This is a genomic window from Bartonella sp. PS17NMGDW (assembly GCF_042193555.1).
GTDB classification, from domain to species: domain Bacteria; phylum Pseudomonadota; class Alphaproteobacteria; order Rhizobiales; family Rhizobiaceae; genus Bartonella; species Bartonella grahamii.
In genome coordinates, this window is the sequence record NZ_JBHILY010000012.1 from 12,220 (window position 1) to 28,116 (window position 15,897).

The 15,897-nt window shown below is 39.0% G+C and carries 12 protein-coding genes and 1 pseudogene; 1 reads left to right on the forward strand and 12 read right to left on the reverse strand.

Features of this window, described 5'->3' with window-relative positions:
• Positions 1-16: 16 nt before the first annotated feature.
• Positions 17-1,588: a murein biosynthesis integral membrane protein MurJ gene (gene murJ / locus ACFIJK_RS07395; RefSeq protein ID WP_375627377.1), complete on the reverse strand. Its 1,572-nt coding sequence runs from the start codon at positions 1,586-1,588 to the stop codon at positions 17-19.
• 334 nt (positions 1,589-1,922) lie between these two features.
• On the opposite strand from murJ, the pseudogene ACFIJK_RS07400 reads away from it, so the two are divergent.
• Positions 1,923-2,154, forward strand: a pseudogene (locus ACFIJK_RS07400) (integrase); the annotation flags it as partial.
• A 217-nt stretch (positions 2,155-2,371) separates the two neighbouring features.
• Here ACFIJK_RS07400 and ACFIJK_RS07405 read toward each other — a convergent pair.
• The 11 genes from ACFIJK_RS07405 to traG all read right to left on the reverse strand — a co-directional run bounded on the left by ACFIJK_RS07405 (position 2,372) and on the right by traG (position 15,831).
• Complete coding sequence (locus ACFIJK_RS07405) at positions 2,372-2,962, reverse strand: hypothetical protein (RefSeq protein WP_375627369.1); 591 nt, start codon at positions 2,960-2,962, stop codon at positions 2,372-2,374.
• A 131-nt stretch (positions 2,963-3,093) separates the two neighbouring features.
• Positions 3,094-3,207, reverse strand: coding sequence for a hypothetical protein (locus ACFIJK_RS07410; protein ID WP_375627378.1), 114 nt, complete (start codon positions 3,205-3,207; stop codon positions 3,094-3,096).
• Positions 3,192-3,803: a Fic family protein gene (locus ACFIJK_RS07415; protein ID WP_375627379.1), complete on the reverse strand. Its 612-nt coding sequence runs from the start codon at positions 3,801-3,803 to the stop codon at positions 3,192-3,194. Before ACFIJK_RS07415 ends, ACFIJK_RS07410 begins: the two co-directional genes overlap by 16 nt.
• On the reverse strand, positions 3,748-4,377 hold the full coding sequence (locus ACFIJK_RS07420) for a hypothetical protein (protein ID WP_375627370.1): 630 nt from the start codon (positions 4,375-4,377) through the stop codon (positions 3,748-3,750). The genes ACFIJK_RS07415 and ACFIJK_RS07420 overlap by 56 nt, the downstream gene beginning before the upstream one ends.
• Positions 4,378-4,474: 97 nt before the next feature.
• Complete coding sequence (locus ACFIJK_RS07425) at positions 4,475-5,515, reverse strand: Fic family protein (protein WP_375627371.1); 1,041 nt, start codon at positions 5,513-5,515, stop codon at positions 4,475-4,477.
• Positions 5,516-5,833: 318 nt separating this feature from the next.
• Positions 5,834-7,633: a BID domain-containing T4SS effector gene (locus tag ACFIJK_RS07430; protein WP_375627372.1), complete on the reverse strand. Its 1,800-nt coding sequence runs from the start codon at positions 7,631-7,633 to the stop codon at positions 5,834-5,836.
• Between the two features lie 210 nt (positions 7,634-7,843).
• Positions 7,844-9,127: a BID domain-containing T4SS effector gene (locus ACFIJK_RS07435; protein ID WP_375627373.1), complete on the reverse strand. Its 1,284-nt coding sequence runs from the start codon at positions 9,125-9,127 to the stop codon at positions 7,844-7,846.
• Positions 9,128-9,452: 325 nt separating this feature from the next.
• Positions 9,453-10,769, reverse strand: a complete 1,317-nt coding sequence (locus ACFIJK_RS07440) for a BID domain-containing T4SS effector (RefSeq protein ID WP_375627374.1) — start codon at positions 10,767-10,769, stop codon at positions 9,453-9,455.
• Positions 10,770-11,082: 313 nt separating this feature from the next.
• On the reverse strand, positions 11,083-12,681 hold the full coding sequence (locus tag ACFIJK_RS07445) for a BID domain-containing T4SS effector (RefSeq protein ID WP_375627375.1): 1,599 nt from the start codon (positions 12,679-12,681) through the stop codon (positions 11,083-11,085).
• 10 nt (positions 12,682-12,691) lie between these two features.
• Positions 12,692-12,892 carry a hypothetical protein gene (locus tag ACFIJK_RS07450; RefSeq protein ID WP_375627376.1) on the reverse strand — a complete coding sequence of 67 codons (201 nt, stop codon included), beginning with the start codon at positions 12,890-12,892 and terminating at the stop codon, positions 12,692-12,694.
• Positions 12,893-13,914: 1,022 nt separating this feature from the next.
• Positions 13,915-15,831, reverse strand: a complete 1,917-nt coding sequence (traG, locus tag ACFIJK_RS07455; RefSeq protein ID WP_375626392.1) for a Ti-type conjugative transfer system protein TraG — start codon at positions 15,829-15,831, stop codon at positions 13,915-13,917.
• Between the last annotated feature and the right edge of the window lie 66 nt (positions 15,832-15,897).

A 15,897-nucleotide genomic window follows, 5' to 3' on the forward strand; every position in this document is an offset into this window, starting at 1 on the left:
TGACAAAGTATAGATATTATGGGCGTTTTTTCAAATTTTTAAGCATGTGAAAAAAGGAATGGGTGTTGAATAAAAAATAGGCACTAAAATAGATCAAGAATATGCCAAGCATGATCCCAACTAAGGTGCTGGCGCGCAATAAAAAGGATGCTTGTGAGGATAAAGGAAAAGACCAAAACCCAAACACATTCAATCCGTAATAGAGGGCCAGTGCACTCAAAAGGGTTGCTATCATGAGACATAATATTCGCTTTATCAGTTGGAAGTCGTATTTCCAATAACCGCGTTTGATAAGGACACCCCAAAGCAACAGGGCGTTGACCCATCCAGAAGTAATTTCAGCAATAACAATGCCTCGTGCAGAAAAAGAAGGAAATAATGTTAAGGCGAGACTGATATTGATGAAAACGCAAATACCTGTAAAAATCATCGGTGTTTTGGTATCTTCATGGGCAAAAAAATTAGGAATAAAGACCTTAATGAGAACAAAAGCTGGAAGTCCTAGTCCATAAAGTTCCAGTAATTGTGCCACATGATGTGTTGATTGACTGGTAAATTGTCCTCGCTCAAAGAGCAAACTGACAATGGGAGTGGAGAGCAACAAAAAAGCGATGGATGCTGGAAGTGTTAACAATAGCGTTAATTCAATAGAGCGGTTTTGTAAATGGTGGGTTTCTTCATGCTTTTTGCTTCGCAAAGCGCGTGTTAATTCTGGTAAAAGAACGGTTGCAACGGCAATGGCGATTACGCCTAGAGGCAATTGATAAAGACGATCAGCATACATCAAAGAAGAGACAGCACCCGATTGACTAGAAGCAATGTTGGTATTAATGAGCAAATTGATTTGTGTGATGCCACCCGTGATAGCCGCTGGGAATGCTAAAGTTAATAGCTTGCGAACATTAGGACTTAAATGGGGCCAGCGGAAGGATATTTTCATTCCACTTTGACGCAAAGCAAGGGCAATTAAGGTGAGTTGAAGAAGCCCTGCTGCCAATACACCCCAAGAGAGATTTAAGCCAATATGCCAAGCGTCAAGTTTATAAATCCAAGCATAGGCAAGCACACCAATCAGAATAATGTTTAAAAAGAGTGGGGCAATGGCGGCAATAAAATAGCGTCGCAGAGCATTAAGCATGCCCCCCATCATGGCAGCAAGCGACATGCAGGTTAAATAGGGAAACATGATCGCAGTAAAGTGAATTGTAGCGTTAAATTTTGTCGCATCTTCGGTAAAACCTGGGGCAATAATGGTTCGTACCAGAAAAGGCATACTCAGTTCCATCGCAATCGTTAACAGTAAGAGCAGCGAAAAGAGAACGCCAAAGACTTCTTCTGCAAATTTGCATGCCGTTTCTTGACCATCTTCAGTGATTTTTTTTGCAAAAAGAGGAATGAAAGCAGCGTTAAAGGCACCTTCAGCAAAAAAACGACGAAATGTGTTGGGAAAACGAAAAGCAGCGTTAAAGGCATCAGAAACAGGACCGGTCCCTAGCGCTGCTGCCATAAGCATTTCGCGTACGAAGCCAAAAATACGGCTCATAAGGGTTCCGGAAGCAACTGTTGCAATTTTTTTTATCAATGTCATAAAGATATATCGGTTTTGTTGTAAAAGAGAAGCGATGACAGGAGAAATAAACCGTTTTAAATCGTAAAAATCTGATCTGTATCCCAATCAAGGATACTTTTTGTAAGCGTTGTACGACGGTGTTTATCTTTCTGTCAACAATGGTGCTTGAAGACTTTTTTATGCTCCTTGTTTACTGTTGCATTACAATTTTTATTTTGCCATAAAATAATTAAAATTTCTTTTCAAACTGAAATATGGGGGCGATATCATAACAGTTTGAAGGGACATATGGGGATCTATAATGATAATTCCTCTTTATGGTGTGATGTCGTGAATAGTACAACCCAATACCCGTTCTGTTTTACGTGAGGGGCGTGACCCTATTAAAGAACGCAAATAAAATAAAAGCGTGAAGCAATGCGCAATCTTCATTATTTATCCATTATTTAAAAGACAGTACTTTAGATGTTTTTAAAAGTCGTAAGGCTGAGCTAAAAGGTGATGGCAAAGCTCGTGATTGGTTTTTACTTTTACAGCTTTATATTCTCCCCAAATTAGGCTGCCTTCCCGTTCTAGAGATTACATAAACAAAAGGATAGGAAGACATGATCTTTCAACAGCGTTTTGCCTGTTCAGGTTTCTTTTCACAGTTAATGAGGATAAAATCTGAGGAAATAAGATAAATTTGTTCTCTCATGGTTTCCATTCCCGTTGAGGTGCGATTGATTTGCCAATGAAAGCAGGCGGGTAAAGGCTATCATTTTTATCAGAGAGGGCAAAAAGTTAAAGTTTATGAATCCTTTAGATATTCATTGCCATTGCTTTTGCGTGCTCTGTTTTGTGAGGTTGAATATTTTCTTGTCTTTTAGAACTCTGATTGACGGTTTCTGTCATTTTTTGCACTTTAATTGTTTCGTTACTAAGAGTGTTGGAACATTTTTTTTCATTATTTTTCTTTATAGATTGATGCTGGTTTGGTGCTAGGCGCTCATCGAATTTATGGTTATAAAAATACATGGGTTGTATATGCTGTTCTATCTCTTTTATTTGCTTGACTATTTCCATAATCTCTTTTGCTTTAACGGTTGATGTGCCAAGACTCTTCGCAAGTCTTTCAGGATTATTTTCCTTTATAGCTTCATGCTCGCTTGAGGATAAGCGCTCATTGATTTTTTTGAGATAAGTCCTTATCTCCCCTCTTAATTCAGGAGAGTTTGATAAGGTTTCTTGCTGTTGTGCTTTTGACAAGGAAAAGAGATTTTTCATCCAAGCCTTAGGCATTTCTACCGATTGTTCACACCGCCTTTGTTTTACATGATGGGTATGGAGAATGTCTCTTTCTGTTTGTTTAAAAATATTGATATAACGATCAATGGCTCTACAGAGGGGCAAAATATTTGCTTCAGCATGCGCGCGCGTTGTTTTTTATGCCAAATACATTGCTACCAGAAAGTTTAGAAATAGATTGGGGGAGGTGGCAATTTGATAGGTGAGCTGTTCTCCTTCAGTATGATTTTCATGGATCATCTCAATTTTTTCCCCAAAATATGACGATTGCCATAAATGATTTGGCACAAAGTTTCGATTTCTTTTCTTCTTGCTTGAATGGATGCGTTGTTTTTTATCCTTGTGGTAATTTCATTTTTTGAACTTTTGGTGCTGTAAAGGAGAGGGCGTCACCGATTTTTAATGTCTGTATTTGCTCTGGGGTGAGATCTTTTTTATTTCCCAAGATGAAAATCCCGTTGGCATCAAGCATGAAGCCATTGGGTCCACTGCCTCTGTAGAAGCCTTTATAGGTATGACCTTCTTTCGCTGTTGTAATAAGATGATGATGAATATTTTCAAACCCAAGATGTTTCATATTGTCCATAAATTCTTTTAAAATAAGTATTTTTTTTGGATTTGAGATATCCTCAAGCAGATGTTTTATCTCTTCCTTATCATTATGTTTTAGCGATGCAATGCTGGCAAGATTCATGTGTTTTTCTGTTACAAGAGAAAAGTCGAGTGTGTGGACAGCAACTTGCCCAAGTTTTTCAAAAAACATTCGTTGTGTGCGTCCATTACCTTCTCTGAAGGGATGCGTATAGTTGAGCTGTATTAACATTTCAGTGACATGTTCAACAAATGTTTCGCGGGTTAAGCCTTTTAAACTATTCGTTTCAGAAAGTATTTTATCTAAATTTTCTAGTCCCTCTTGTATCTGTTTTGCTGGGGCAAAAAATACCAGCTTTTTTCATCATTGGCATATAAGCAACGGTAACATCTTCAAATGTAAATGGTTTTTCCCCGTGTTTGTCCGGCCCATTCAAAAGTATTTTTAAATAGGGTGTGATGAATAATTGGAGAGATGTGGAAGTTAGTTTTTGCGGTGGCGCTTCTTGGCGTAGATGAATGATTGCTTTTGTTGTATCATGGGCACATTGCACTTTTAATTTTTTATAGTCTTTTATTCCATATTTATTTTTTAAAGTGATACTATTAGGGCAAAAGAAATTACGGTACATTGTCTTATTTTCTTCGGTTTCAGGCGATGAGGATAATTTCTCCTGTAAGGTGAGAGGGACGGTGTCCGTTTTTTTTGTACTAGTGTCCCAGTATGCCGTTGCTTGTTTTGGGGGCTGTTTTGTTCTTTCTTGATGATCAGAGCGTTTTTCCTTTGTCATTTGGACAGACGTTGGATTATTTGTCGCTGTATTGCTGGTCTGTAAAATGTTTTTTTGGAAATCTTTTTGCATTTGCCTCATGGAGGAAGCAGATTGAGCAATTGGTTTGGTCATTTGTTCTTGCAAACTTTGGGACATAACTTCAATGCTGTCATGTAAAGCATGAGGGGCAATCCACGGTGAAAAATGAGCTTTTTCTTTGTTTGAATGGATGCGTTGTCTTTGCTCTTTTTAGTTATTTCATCGTTTGTAAGAACGGCTCTTTTTTTCTGGAAGCAATGTTTTTTGCTGGGTTTTGAGTTTTGGGCGCTGTAAAGGAGAGGGCGTCACCGATTTTTAATGTCTGTATTTGCTCTGGGGTGAGACCTTTTTTATTTCCCAAGATGAAAATCCCATTGGCATCAAGCATGAAGCCATTGGGTCCACTGGGTCCACTGCCTCTGTAGGTACCATGATAGGTTTCTCCTTCTTTTGCGACGACAGTGAGATAATAATTTTTTTCATCCAATCCAAGCGTTCTCATAGAGTTGGTAAATTCTTGTAAAATGAGCAATTTTTCTGGATTTGAGATATCCTCAAGCAGATGCTTCATAGGCTCTGGATCGCTATGTTCCATGGCAGCAGCGCGGACAAAGTCTTTACGTTTTTTGCTCACAAGAGAAAAGTCTAGCTCATGTCCTGCTGCTTGAGCGAGTTTTTCAACAAACAGTCTCTTTGTGCGCCTATTGCCCTCTCTGAAAGGGTGCAAGTGGTGCAAATCTATCATTATTCCAGCTGCTTGTTCAACGAATTCTTCGCGAGTTAAGCCTTGTAAATTATTCTTTTCAGCAAGCGTTTTATCTAACTTTTCTAGTCCCTCCTGTATTTTTCTGCCAATCGCAAAAGGTTTTGTAAATTCTTTTCTTTTCAAAATGGGCATAGAAGCAACAGTACCATCTTCAAATGTAAATGGTTTTTCGCGTATTTGTCCGGCCCATTCAAATGCACGGGAAAAGAGGCGTTGATGAAGATATTTTAGATAGGAGGAATTAAACTGTTCTGGTAGAGGTTCTTGACGCAGTTTTATCATTTCTTTTTTTACATCATCACAACATTGTTCCTTTAATATTTCTTGCTCTTTGATGCGGTATTTATTTTTAAGCACTTTGCTATTGGGATAAAAGAAATTCTGCGATGCTTCATTGATTTGCTTAGAAATGGCTGCACTAATTGCAGGTTGTTGTTCTTGCAACTCTTCCTGTATGGAAGAGGCACAATGTTTAGTGTTTTCTTTCATGTATATTTCCTTTCAAATGTTAACATTATTTTTTGAAAGCTTTTTTTACATTTTTTGCCTTTAATTATTTTCATAGCGTTTTCTTCAAAGAAGAGTGCCCATTTTAATGATTGAAAAAAATTGACCTTATTCGCATGAAACAAAGTTAAAGTGTGTAATTTTTATGAAGTATTATCGTGAAATTTTATCAATGAATTCTGTAAAATAATGGGGTGTCTTATTCAAAGTCTGCTGTATTTCATACACCGTCTTTGATGCAATCTTGGCAAGATAATTGCATCAAAGTTTTGTATGAAAAGCCAACAATTAGGAGATTTATCACGACAAAGCTATAGCTTTTGATGTTTCGGCTCTGCGCGGTCGAACGTGCAGTTGGTCTTCTTGTCTAGAAGTTTCTGCAACCTCTTGATGCTGCTTTGCTGTTGAGCGTTCAGGTAACTTCGGGGGCTGCGATAAGCTTTGCTGCTTTTGTAATTTTTTATCGAGATCGGTAAGTGGTTGATGACGTTTTTGTTGTTCTTCCTGATGGTTTTGTACAATGGCTTCTCTTAACTGTTTTACAGTTTCAGCATAATCCTTAATGACGGTACACAGGGTAGAAAGATTTTCTTCAGCGGCTTTGCGTGCTCCATTTTTTATGCCAAGGACTTGCTTACCAGCAAGCGGAGCAAAAGATCTAGAAGGGTTTTCAATTTGAAATACGAGCTCTTCTCCTATCTCTGGAATTTTTTGCATATCTTCTATTCTATATTGCAAAATAAACGGATCATTATAAACAATTTCGCACCAATATTCGATCTCTCTTTGACCATATCGAACCGATGGATCTTGTTGAACTCTGCGGGCAATTTCCTGATTTGAGAGAGGCTTTATTTTCTTTTCTGAGTTGAGCGGATTTTGTAAATGTTGATTTATTGGCTCTTCCTCTTGTGCTTGTCGCTGATGTTGTTGTTCCGTGTGAGAAGCTTGTGAAATCTTTTCACTTTTTGTATATTTTGAAGTATATACATAATCGTTAATTGCAGTACGTAGGGTAGGAAGATTTTCTTCAGCTTTTCTGCGCGCATGATTTTTTATGCCAAGAACTTTTCTACCAGCAAGCTTAGAAATAGACTTAGGCCGTTCTGTAATATCCCATAAGAGCTGTTCTCCCATATCGGGGTTTTCTTTGATTGCTTCTATTCTTTCTTCTAAAATAAGCTTGTTGCCATAAACCTTTTCGCACAAAAATTGTATTTCTTCTTGATATGCTACGAGCAATAGCTCTCTTTCCATTGTATTAATAGATTTTTTTTGTCCGTGAGACGGTTTTGGCTGTTCAATTGCTGTGTGTGGAGAGGCAGGTTTTGGGATGACAGCATCGCTTTGTTTTCTGTTTTCCATACGGTGTGGTTTTCGTGAAGGAGGTACTGCATATGTTCCACTATCTTGTGATGATGAACTACTTTGTTGCCGGACTTTCATATGTGATGGTGTTTTGGGTCTAACACTTGGGTAGAGTGTTTCAGGATTCTCGATTTTTGCACCGTTTTGCACTCTGTCTCTCATGCGTGGAGGAGGGGGCGGAGCTACTTTTGTCTGTAGGGAGGGGGACTCTTGAACTGCTGGTTTGTTTTGTTGCCTATCTTTTGCACGTGGAGGTCTTTGTGGTGCTGCTTTTGTGTGCGGAGAGGAGTTTTCTTGGATTTTTGAGCTGGGGATTGTTGTGCCAGTTTGTGTTTTTTCTCTCATGCGTGGAGGAAGGGGCGGAGCCACTTTTGTCTGTAGGGAGGGGGGCTCTTGAACTGTTGGTTTGTTTTGTTGCCTCTCTTTTGCACGTGGAGGTCTTTGTGGCGCTGCTTGTGTATGCGGAGAGGAGTTTTTTTGTGGGGGAGGCGTCTCTTGTTTTTTGGTGCTAGGAGGTATTGTGCTGGTTTGCACTGGGGTTTTCATGCGTGGGGGGGGCGGTGGAGCAACCTTTGGGTGGTGTGATAAATTTTCTGGGCGTTTTTGTACAGTTGGTTTTGGCAAACTTTGAGAAATTTGGGGAGGGGGGGTTCTGGTGGGGGATTGTTCAGTCTGTTGTTGAAATTTTTCCATCATTTCGGTGATAAAAGGGGAAGGATTTCTTTTTTTCATACATGTTCCTTTCAAACTCTTCCAATATTGTTTTTAAATACTATTTAAAAATATGCGTTGGTTTTTATTCTGTTTTATGCTTTTTCACTTGCTTTTATGAGAGAGGATATGAAACTGAATGGTTCCACAATAATCGGTTCTCTTGGCGCAAATGATCTTTGCTATGTGTTGCGCCAAGATGTTGAATTCAATGTGAAAACTTATGTCTGTTTAGGTGGCAAAAGCCATCGCTTTTGGTATCGCAGTTTTGCGAGGACGAATATCTGTTTCTCTTTGTTGAGTAGAGGTTGTTGCTTTTTCACGAGTTACTGTTGAATGCTCAGTGCGTTCAACAGATTGTGATAAGCGTTGTTGTTGATGCAAATCTTGCGCCTGTTCAGAAGATGGTTCATGGCGCTTTTGTTTTGCCTGTTCGGTTTGCAAAATGCTCTCTCTTACTTGTGTTACAGCCGTTGCATAATTGTCAGCGGCGTCAATTAAGTGAGAAAGACCAGCTTCAGCATGTCTGCGTGCTTGATTTTTAAAGCCAAAAAGACTGACACCAGCGTACTTGTGGAAAGATTGAGGATTTCCGACAAGTTGCTGTGCAAGTGGTTCTATTGTTTCAGGGCTTTGAAAAAGTGTTTCCACTTGTGATTGCAAAATGTTTGCGTTACCAAAAACAACTTCGCACCAATATTTGATCTGGGCATAGTGCCTTTTGACTTTTGAATGTTGTTGAATTTTGGTAGAAATTTCTGCCTCTGAAAGAGTTTCTTTTTCACGTTGATCTGGTTTTTGCAGAAGTTCAGTGACTGCTGCCTTTCCCATTAAACGTTCATAGTTTTTGAGTTCTTGCTCTGGAGATTGCAATAGGCTCTCTCTTGCCTGTTTTACAGCTTTTGTATAACAATCAACGGTGACGCAAAGGGCGGAAAAATCTTCTTCCGCTTGTTTGCGCGTTCGACTTTTGAAGCCAAACGTGCTGGCGCCTGAAAGTTTAGCAATACTTTCAGGATGGGCTGCCATGCGCCATGAGAGCTCCTTTCCTGCAGCAGGATTTTTTTGAATTTCCTGCATTTTTTCTTGCAAAATATTTGAATCGCCATATGCACTTGCGGATAAACGTTGGATTTCCTCTCGATATGTTTGAACCAATGAATGGTGTGGAAGCAATTGAATGATTTCTTCCTCTGAGAGAATTCTTGTTGCCCTTTTTTGAGAAACTTGTGAAGTAACTGTTGAGTGTGTCGTTTCAAGTTGTTTCTGCCTTTTGGTAGAGTTGCCTCTTGTTAGAAGCGTTGTTGGATTTGTTGATACATGTACAGTTTCTTCTTTTAAAAGAGATTGTCTTTCTTCATCTTTTTCCGGTATGGATGACAGCCTTTTGCTTTGTGAAGGAGCTTCTTTATAGAGGCTTTCTGGGTTTGTAACCTCTGCTGCTGCTTTTTCATAGAGCTCTATAAGTTCTTGTATTGAAGGAGATGGAAAAGGGTGAGGGTGATCTTTTTTCATGTATGTTTCCTTTCAAGAGTTGTTTTAGAAAACCTCTTTGGTGCACACTCTCGCCCTTTATACTTTTATGGTTTTTATAAGAAGATATCAAAATTGAGTGGTCTCCAAAGAACGACGCTATTCAGGATCAGTGTAACGGACCTTTGTGTCTTTTATACAGTTTTTTTATGAAATTTTATCAATAAGTTATAGTCAATTACTGCATCCATTTTTAGGATTATTTTCTATCACAAGATAAAAAAATTCTTGGCGCAACCGCAATGAAACGATTTACGCCAAGAGATTACATGAAAACCAAAAATTTATGTGTTTTTACGTTTATGCCTTACACGGCATAAGCCATTCCTTTTTCGGTTGCATGTTTTCGTTGTTGTGAGCCGTGCTCTGGATTAGCCTGTTCTCTTCCTTTTGCGTGATGATGGCGATGATGGTAGTGATGTCTGTGCTCTGAGTCTCTTTCTGGACTTTCGTGTCTTTGACCTCTTTCTCTTTCCTGCTCCCGTGTAAACTGTTTATGGAGCTTTTGTGTAGTATGGATATGTCTCTCAAGAGCTGAGCAAAGGGGAGAAAAACCCTCTTCAGCTTCTTTGCGTGCGTGACTTTTTATGCCAAGTGCTTTCCTACCAGCAAGCTTACCCGCGCTTTCGGGATTTTCTGCAAGGTCCCGCAAGACTTTTTCTGCATTTTTTGGATCGTCAAGAATCTTAGCCAAGTGTTCATTCAAAGCATGTTCGTTACCGTAAACAACGTTGCACCACTCTTGGGTTTCTCTTACACCATATTGAAAACTTGTGTTTTGTAAAAGCTTTGTTGTAATCTCATCTTTCGGGGTTCTGGGAGATGTTGTCGTTCCTCTGCCAACGCCTTGGTAGATGGGATTTTCTCGTTGTTCAGACTCTTGCCCGCCTTCAGCACCCATGCCAACCGTTGCATAGACAGATTCTAGCGGTCTTTGGGGGGAGCGCCCACCACTTTCACCAAATTCAAGCTCTGCATAGAGATGTTCTGGTTCATGGGGATATCGTCCACCTTGTGCACCTTCACCAATTGTCTCGTAAGGGGACGTTTGCCAACCTTTCGCCTCCAGATCCGTTACTGCATAGGGATCTACGAGTTTGTCGGCGCGTCGCCCATCACTTGGTTCTCCACCAAGTCTGTCATAGGGATTTTCTAGTGGCTTTTGGGGAGCATAGATCGTTGTTGGTGGTTGTTGAAGTGTATATTGTTGTGGGTTGCGCTGTTCTTTGGGTGGTTTGTTAACCTTTGCGTAGAGGTCTTCTACATTAGAAGCTCCTAGGTTTTGTTGTTCTAGTGGCTTTTTGGGAGCATAGATCGTTGTTGGTGGTTGTTGAAGTGTATATTGTTGTGGGTTGCGCTGTTCTTTGGGTGGTTTGTTAACCTTTGCGTAGAGGTCTTCTACATTAGAAGCTCCTAGGTTTTGTTGTTCTAGTGGCTTTTTGGGAGCATAGACCGTTGTTGGTGGTTGTTGAAGTGTATATTGTTGTGGGTTGCGCTGTTCTTTGGGTGGTTTATTAACCTTTGCGTAGAGGTCTTCTACATTAGAAGCTCCTAGATTTTGTTGTTCAAATTGTCGTCTTAGTTCATCTACATTGGTAGAAGCGGTTGGGTAACTTTTTTTCATGGCTGTTTCCTTTCAATATTTTTAGAAAACCTCTTTGGCGTTGGCGCATTCCCTACTTTTTGATAACTGTAAGACACAAGGCAGATATCGAATTGAATGACCTCCAAAGATTTCGCGCTATTCATATTTATATGTAGTGGACATTTATGTCTTTTATACAGTTTTTTTATGAAATTTTATCAATAAGTTATAGTAAATTACAGGATTCATTTTTAGGACTATTTTTTGTAACATTCTAAAACAACTGGTGGGCGCAATGGAGATAAAATGATTTGCGCCAAGAGTTAGTTGGAAGAAAAAAGTTCACTCGTTTTTAGCCGGTAAGAGCAAGTGATGAAGAGCGATTAACTTTTAAGGTGGGAGCTTGACATTGTGCTTCTTTGGTGTTCCTTACAGTATTCGCAATTTCTTTTGCTCTGCTTTCTGATGTTCCAAGTAGGCAAGCTAGTCTGGTATAATCTTTTTCTTGTATGGCTTTACGATCTTCTGAGGATAGACGATTATGTAGTTGGCGCGAAAAGTGATGGAGTTTTTGTCGCAGTGAACGAGAATGCAATAAAGCTTCTCTTTGTTGTTCTCCTGGTAAGGCAAAAAGGTTTTGTAAATTTTTTCCAGGTGTTTCGACGGTGTGGCTCAGGCGTTTTTGTTCTCTTTGATGTTGTTCTAAAGTTTCTTCTTTTGTTTGTTCTGTTATTGTGGCATAATTTTTAAGGGCTTGGCTGAGTTGTGGAACAGTTTGTTCCGCCTGTCTGCGATTTGGACTTTTCATGTCAAGTATTTTTCTTCCTGCAAGTTTAGAAATTGATTGAGGGTTTTGTAAAATTTCATTGGCAAACTGATTTCCTAAGCTTGGATCTGCCGTTAAGATATCCGTTTTTGTCTTTAATGCGTGGGCTTTACCATAAACAATCTTTGATAATTTTTCGATTTCTTTTCGGCATGCTTCAACATAAGGGTCATTTGAAATCCTTGTGAATAACTCTTCATGTGTGAGAGGTGCTAATGTCTCTTTTGGGATCAGTGTTTCTTGTAAGCTTTGAACGTTGTTTTTTTGAAAGCAGAGGCGGGCACCGTTTTGTAATGTTTTGACGAGTTCTGGGGGGAGATCATCTTTGTGGCCGACGACGAAAGCACCGTCTACTTCCATGACAAAACCTTCTGCTGAAAAACCTCTAAAGATGCCTTCATAGGGGATCCCTTCTTTTGCGGCAACAACAATACGATTGTTAATTTCATCTAGTCCAGCATTTCTCATTTGGGAGATGAATTCTTTTAAAACAAGGGATTTTTGCGGATGCGTGATATCTTCAAAAAGATCCTTCATCGGTTGGGGATTGCCATATTGCATGGCTTCAATACAAGCTGCTGTCATGCGTCTTTTTGTGATGAAAGAAAAGTCAATGGTATGTCCTGCTGCTTGTCCAAGTTTTTCCATAAACATTCGATTTACGCGCCCATTCCCTTTTCGGAAAGGATGTGCGTGCTCGAGCACCATAAAAACTTCAGCGGCATTTTCAGCAAATTCTTGGCGCGATAAACCTTTTAAATTGTTCTTCTCATTAAGTGTTTTTTCGAGTTGTTTTAGTTTTTTTTGAATCTGCGGTCCGACAGCAAAAGGAACTTCATAACCTTTGGGACGCATCGCCGGCATATGGGCAGAGGTTCCGTCTTCAAATGTAAAGGATACATCGCGGGTTTTTCCAGCCCATTCAAAAGTTTTGTGGAAGAGGCTCCAGTGAATTAATTTTAAATAAGTGGAATCAAATTTTTGTGGAAGTGGTTCATGGCGAAAATTGACAGCTTCTCTGGCGGTATCATGGGCACAGCGTTCATACAGTTTTTTGGGATTTTTTATGCCGTATTTATTTTTGAGTGTTAAGGTACCTTTATATAAATAATTTTGCTCTAACATATAATCTCTCCTAAGTAGGGTGGTGGTTGATAAGCGTCTTAAACGCTGCATATGAAAAATTCCCCTTCGCGTATTCTTTTGAGATTTTTGGTGTTATGAGAGGGAGTGCTTTTCCCTCAAGTGTATGGATGGTTGTATCGATCGTTTTGTGATACTTTTGAAAGGTTTTTGGTGTGAGAAATGCCAAATGTTCTGTTGTGATTGTTTTCATGTATATTTTCTTTTTTCATTTATTTTTGGAAAGGTTTTCTGATGTTTCTTTTTGTTTATTATCCTGTTGTGCTGTAAAATACTGGTATTGAAGGTGCTGGTATGAATCCCATGAGTGGTCAGAAAATGGATTATCTACAAGTTGACTCTGGAAAAAACTCCATTCTTTGAGGTGTAAGGAAGAGGTCAAAAAGAAAAACGTTGCTTAAAATTGTTGGTTTTTTTCTTTTAATAAAGTTATTTGTAAGAGCGCTTTGATGAAGATCGTGGATATGGCGGGTGCAATCGCTCTTGGTTTGCGGATGGAGTTGGTACTTTTCATACACAGTACTTAGATTAGTGAATCTATGGGCAAAAGCAGTCATCAAGAATCTTTCTCCATTATGTTTTTCTTATTGCTCCATACGAACATCTTGCCATATGAACATCTCGTTTGTGTATGTTTGAAACAAATTGTTTTTTATTTTGATTGTTGCTCTTATCGTATTGCGCTTCTTTAAGATCCATAAGAGAGGAATCCCTTTCTTTGGTTGGGGAGAAAGGCTTTTTTTCAGCGCTTTATCATTAAAGTAGAACACTTTATGATATCGTAAAGGGGGAAAAGCTTGTATAAGGATGATTTATTCATTTTGATGTATATCTAAAATGTTTTTTTTGGAAAAGTCGATGTTCTTGAATGTAGGTGTCTTGAGAGTTCTTATCTCAAAGATTAAATTTTGGGTTGTTTGTAGGGGACAAATTATACACAAAAAGCTTTGGAGGAATGTATTTGCAGACTTTCCTCAGTGGAGATGTTGGTTTAGTTATAAGTGATTTGATGAGGGGATTGGTGTTTTTTATAAAGACGATGGGCGCTGGTAAAATGATACACAAAATACAAAAAGGAAAAAACACGGATTTTTTTATCATGTTTTCCCTATGTGTGTGAGGAAGCGGGTAAAAACTTTTTGTTAACGGGCTTTTAAAAAACAGAAATGTATATTGTTTTTGTTCTTTTCATAGTCAAGATCTCATAAGAGGAGGTTAGTTTTTCTTTTGTGGGGCAAAGCGGTTTTTTGCAGCTGCGGCTAACATTTCTTTTCTTCTGAAATAGATAGCGCGACCACATCGCAAAGGAGGTTGTCCTTGCATAAGGATAATTTGTTCGTCTTGACGCATTTCTTGAATAACTTCATGGGGTAAAATCAGAGCTCTTTGTTGGTAATTGACGTTGTATGAACCCTTTCCTAAAGATAAGCCTCTTGATTTGCTTGTTCCGGTTACTTCAACGGTCATTTGTCCACAGCGTTCTGAAATGTCTTTGGCAGTTTGGAAGTCTTTAATGGCAGCATAGCTGACAAAGGAGCAGCTTTCAAACCATGAACGTGCTCCAGCTTCTCCAAAGTGATTGACCAACTGACCAGAAGATTGATAAAAAAGCATTAAGGATGTACCGTATTTACGTCCACGATCGCGCGCTTCTTCTAAAATATTCATATAGCCTAGAAGATCAACTTCATCTAAGACAAATAAAACACGCTTTTTATAGTTACCGTCTGCTGTAACCATGGCATTGAGAAAGGCGCCAATAATCACGCGTCCAATAGCTGGATAACTGTTTAAAATGCTTGCGGGGAGATTGAGAAAAACATCTGTATTGCCATTTGTAATATCTGAGGAAAAAAAATCATCTCCGCAGACAAGATCTGCGTAATTGGACAAAGAAAGCCATTGAGTGTCTTTTGATGCGGTTGTATAGACTCCTGAAAAGGTTTGCTCTGCCATTTCTGTAAAAATGCCAACCATTTCGCGAATAAAAGGAGAAGGTGTTGTTTCTTGAATCATACGTAGTTGATTGACAACAGCTGTTTCTGATTGAGAGAGAATTCCACGCAATGTTTTTAAATTGCGCTCGTTGTCTTTATATTCATCAGAAAATATAACATGAGCAAGAAGAGCTGTTAAAAGGTTATGAGCTTGTGTCGAGAAATATTCCGCTGAAGAATTGTCTGATTTTTTATCTGTAAGAAGCAACTTAGAAAAGCTTACAATATTTGCTTCGCGTTGTGTGCGTGGTACGCTGTCGTCTAAAAGCCAATCGATGACATTAAAATTTTTTGTTAAAAATGAATTGGGATCGAGAACAATGACATTTCTATTCCCCATCTTTTGACGCGCAAATTTGACCATTGGGGCAACTTCTGTTGAAGGATCAAGACAAATAATAGACCCTGGATAGGTTAAGCACGTAGGAACTACTGTACTTGTGGTTTTATAGCCACCAGAACCAGCAAAAAAGATCATATGAGTTGAGCCAAAATCAAGATTAAAGGTTAGCAAAGGGGCTGTCCCACCCTTTCCCCATGTTGTTTTATTGCCAGGTGCAAAGGGAATTTTGCACACATTATCTTGATCAACACGGTATCTTTCACCCACAACAATTTGCCCATTGGCAGGAAAAATTTTCGCTGCCTCTCTTAAATTCATCCACGCGGATTCACCAAACACACCTTTTTTTGCTCGCCTGACCTTATTTTTAGGTGGAGAGGTTGTTATCAATTGAATAACGGAAAAAAAAACACCAATGATGATGCCAAAGACAACCATGGGGTCCATGAATTGAAGCGCATAATTCCACGTTATTCCTTGTTGTCCAACATAGGGACTTAAACGTTTTATTTCTCCACCAATATAATAAAGAGCTGCGGTTCCAAAAAAGATAAGGGAAACGAAAGTAATTCCTTTACGTAAGTGCAGCTTTTGCGAGAGACTATAAAACAATGACACAGCAGCTGTTAGTGCTAAGACTAGTAAAGGTTCTGAACGAAGTGTCCAATAAATTTGATTGCTCTTTAGTCCATTTGTTATAAACAACAAAAAATGAGGAACAAAGAATATCGTTAAAGCACCTAAAGCGATTGGTGTTAAAATGAGTACCATTTGTGTCTTGGTATATTTCATTGTATTTACTTTCAATTCTATCAGACGATGCTGCGAAAAGCTCTTTTTTCAGGTGTGTGATATTAA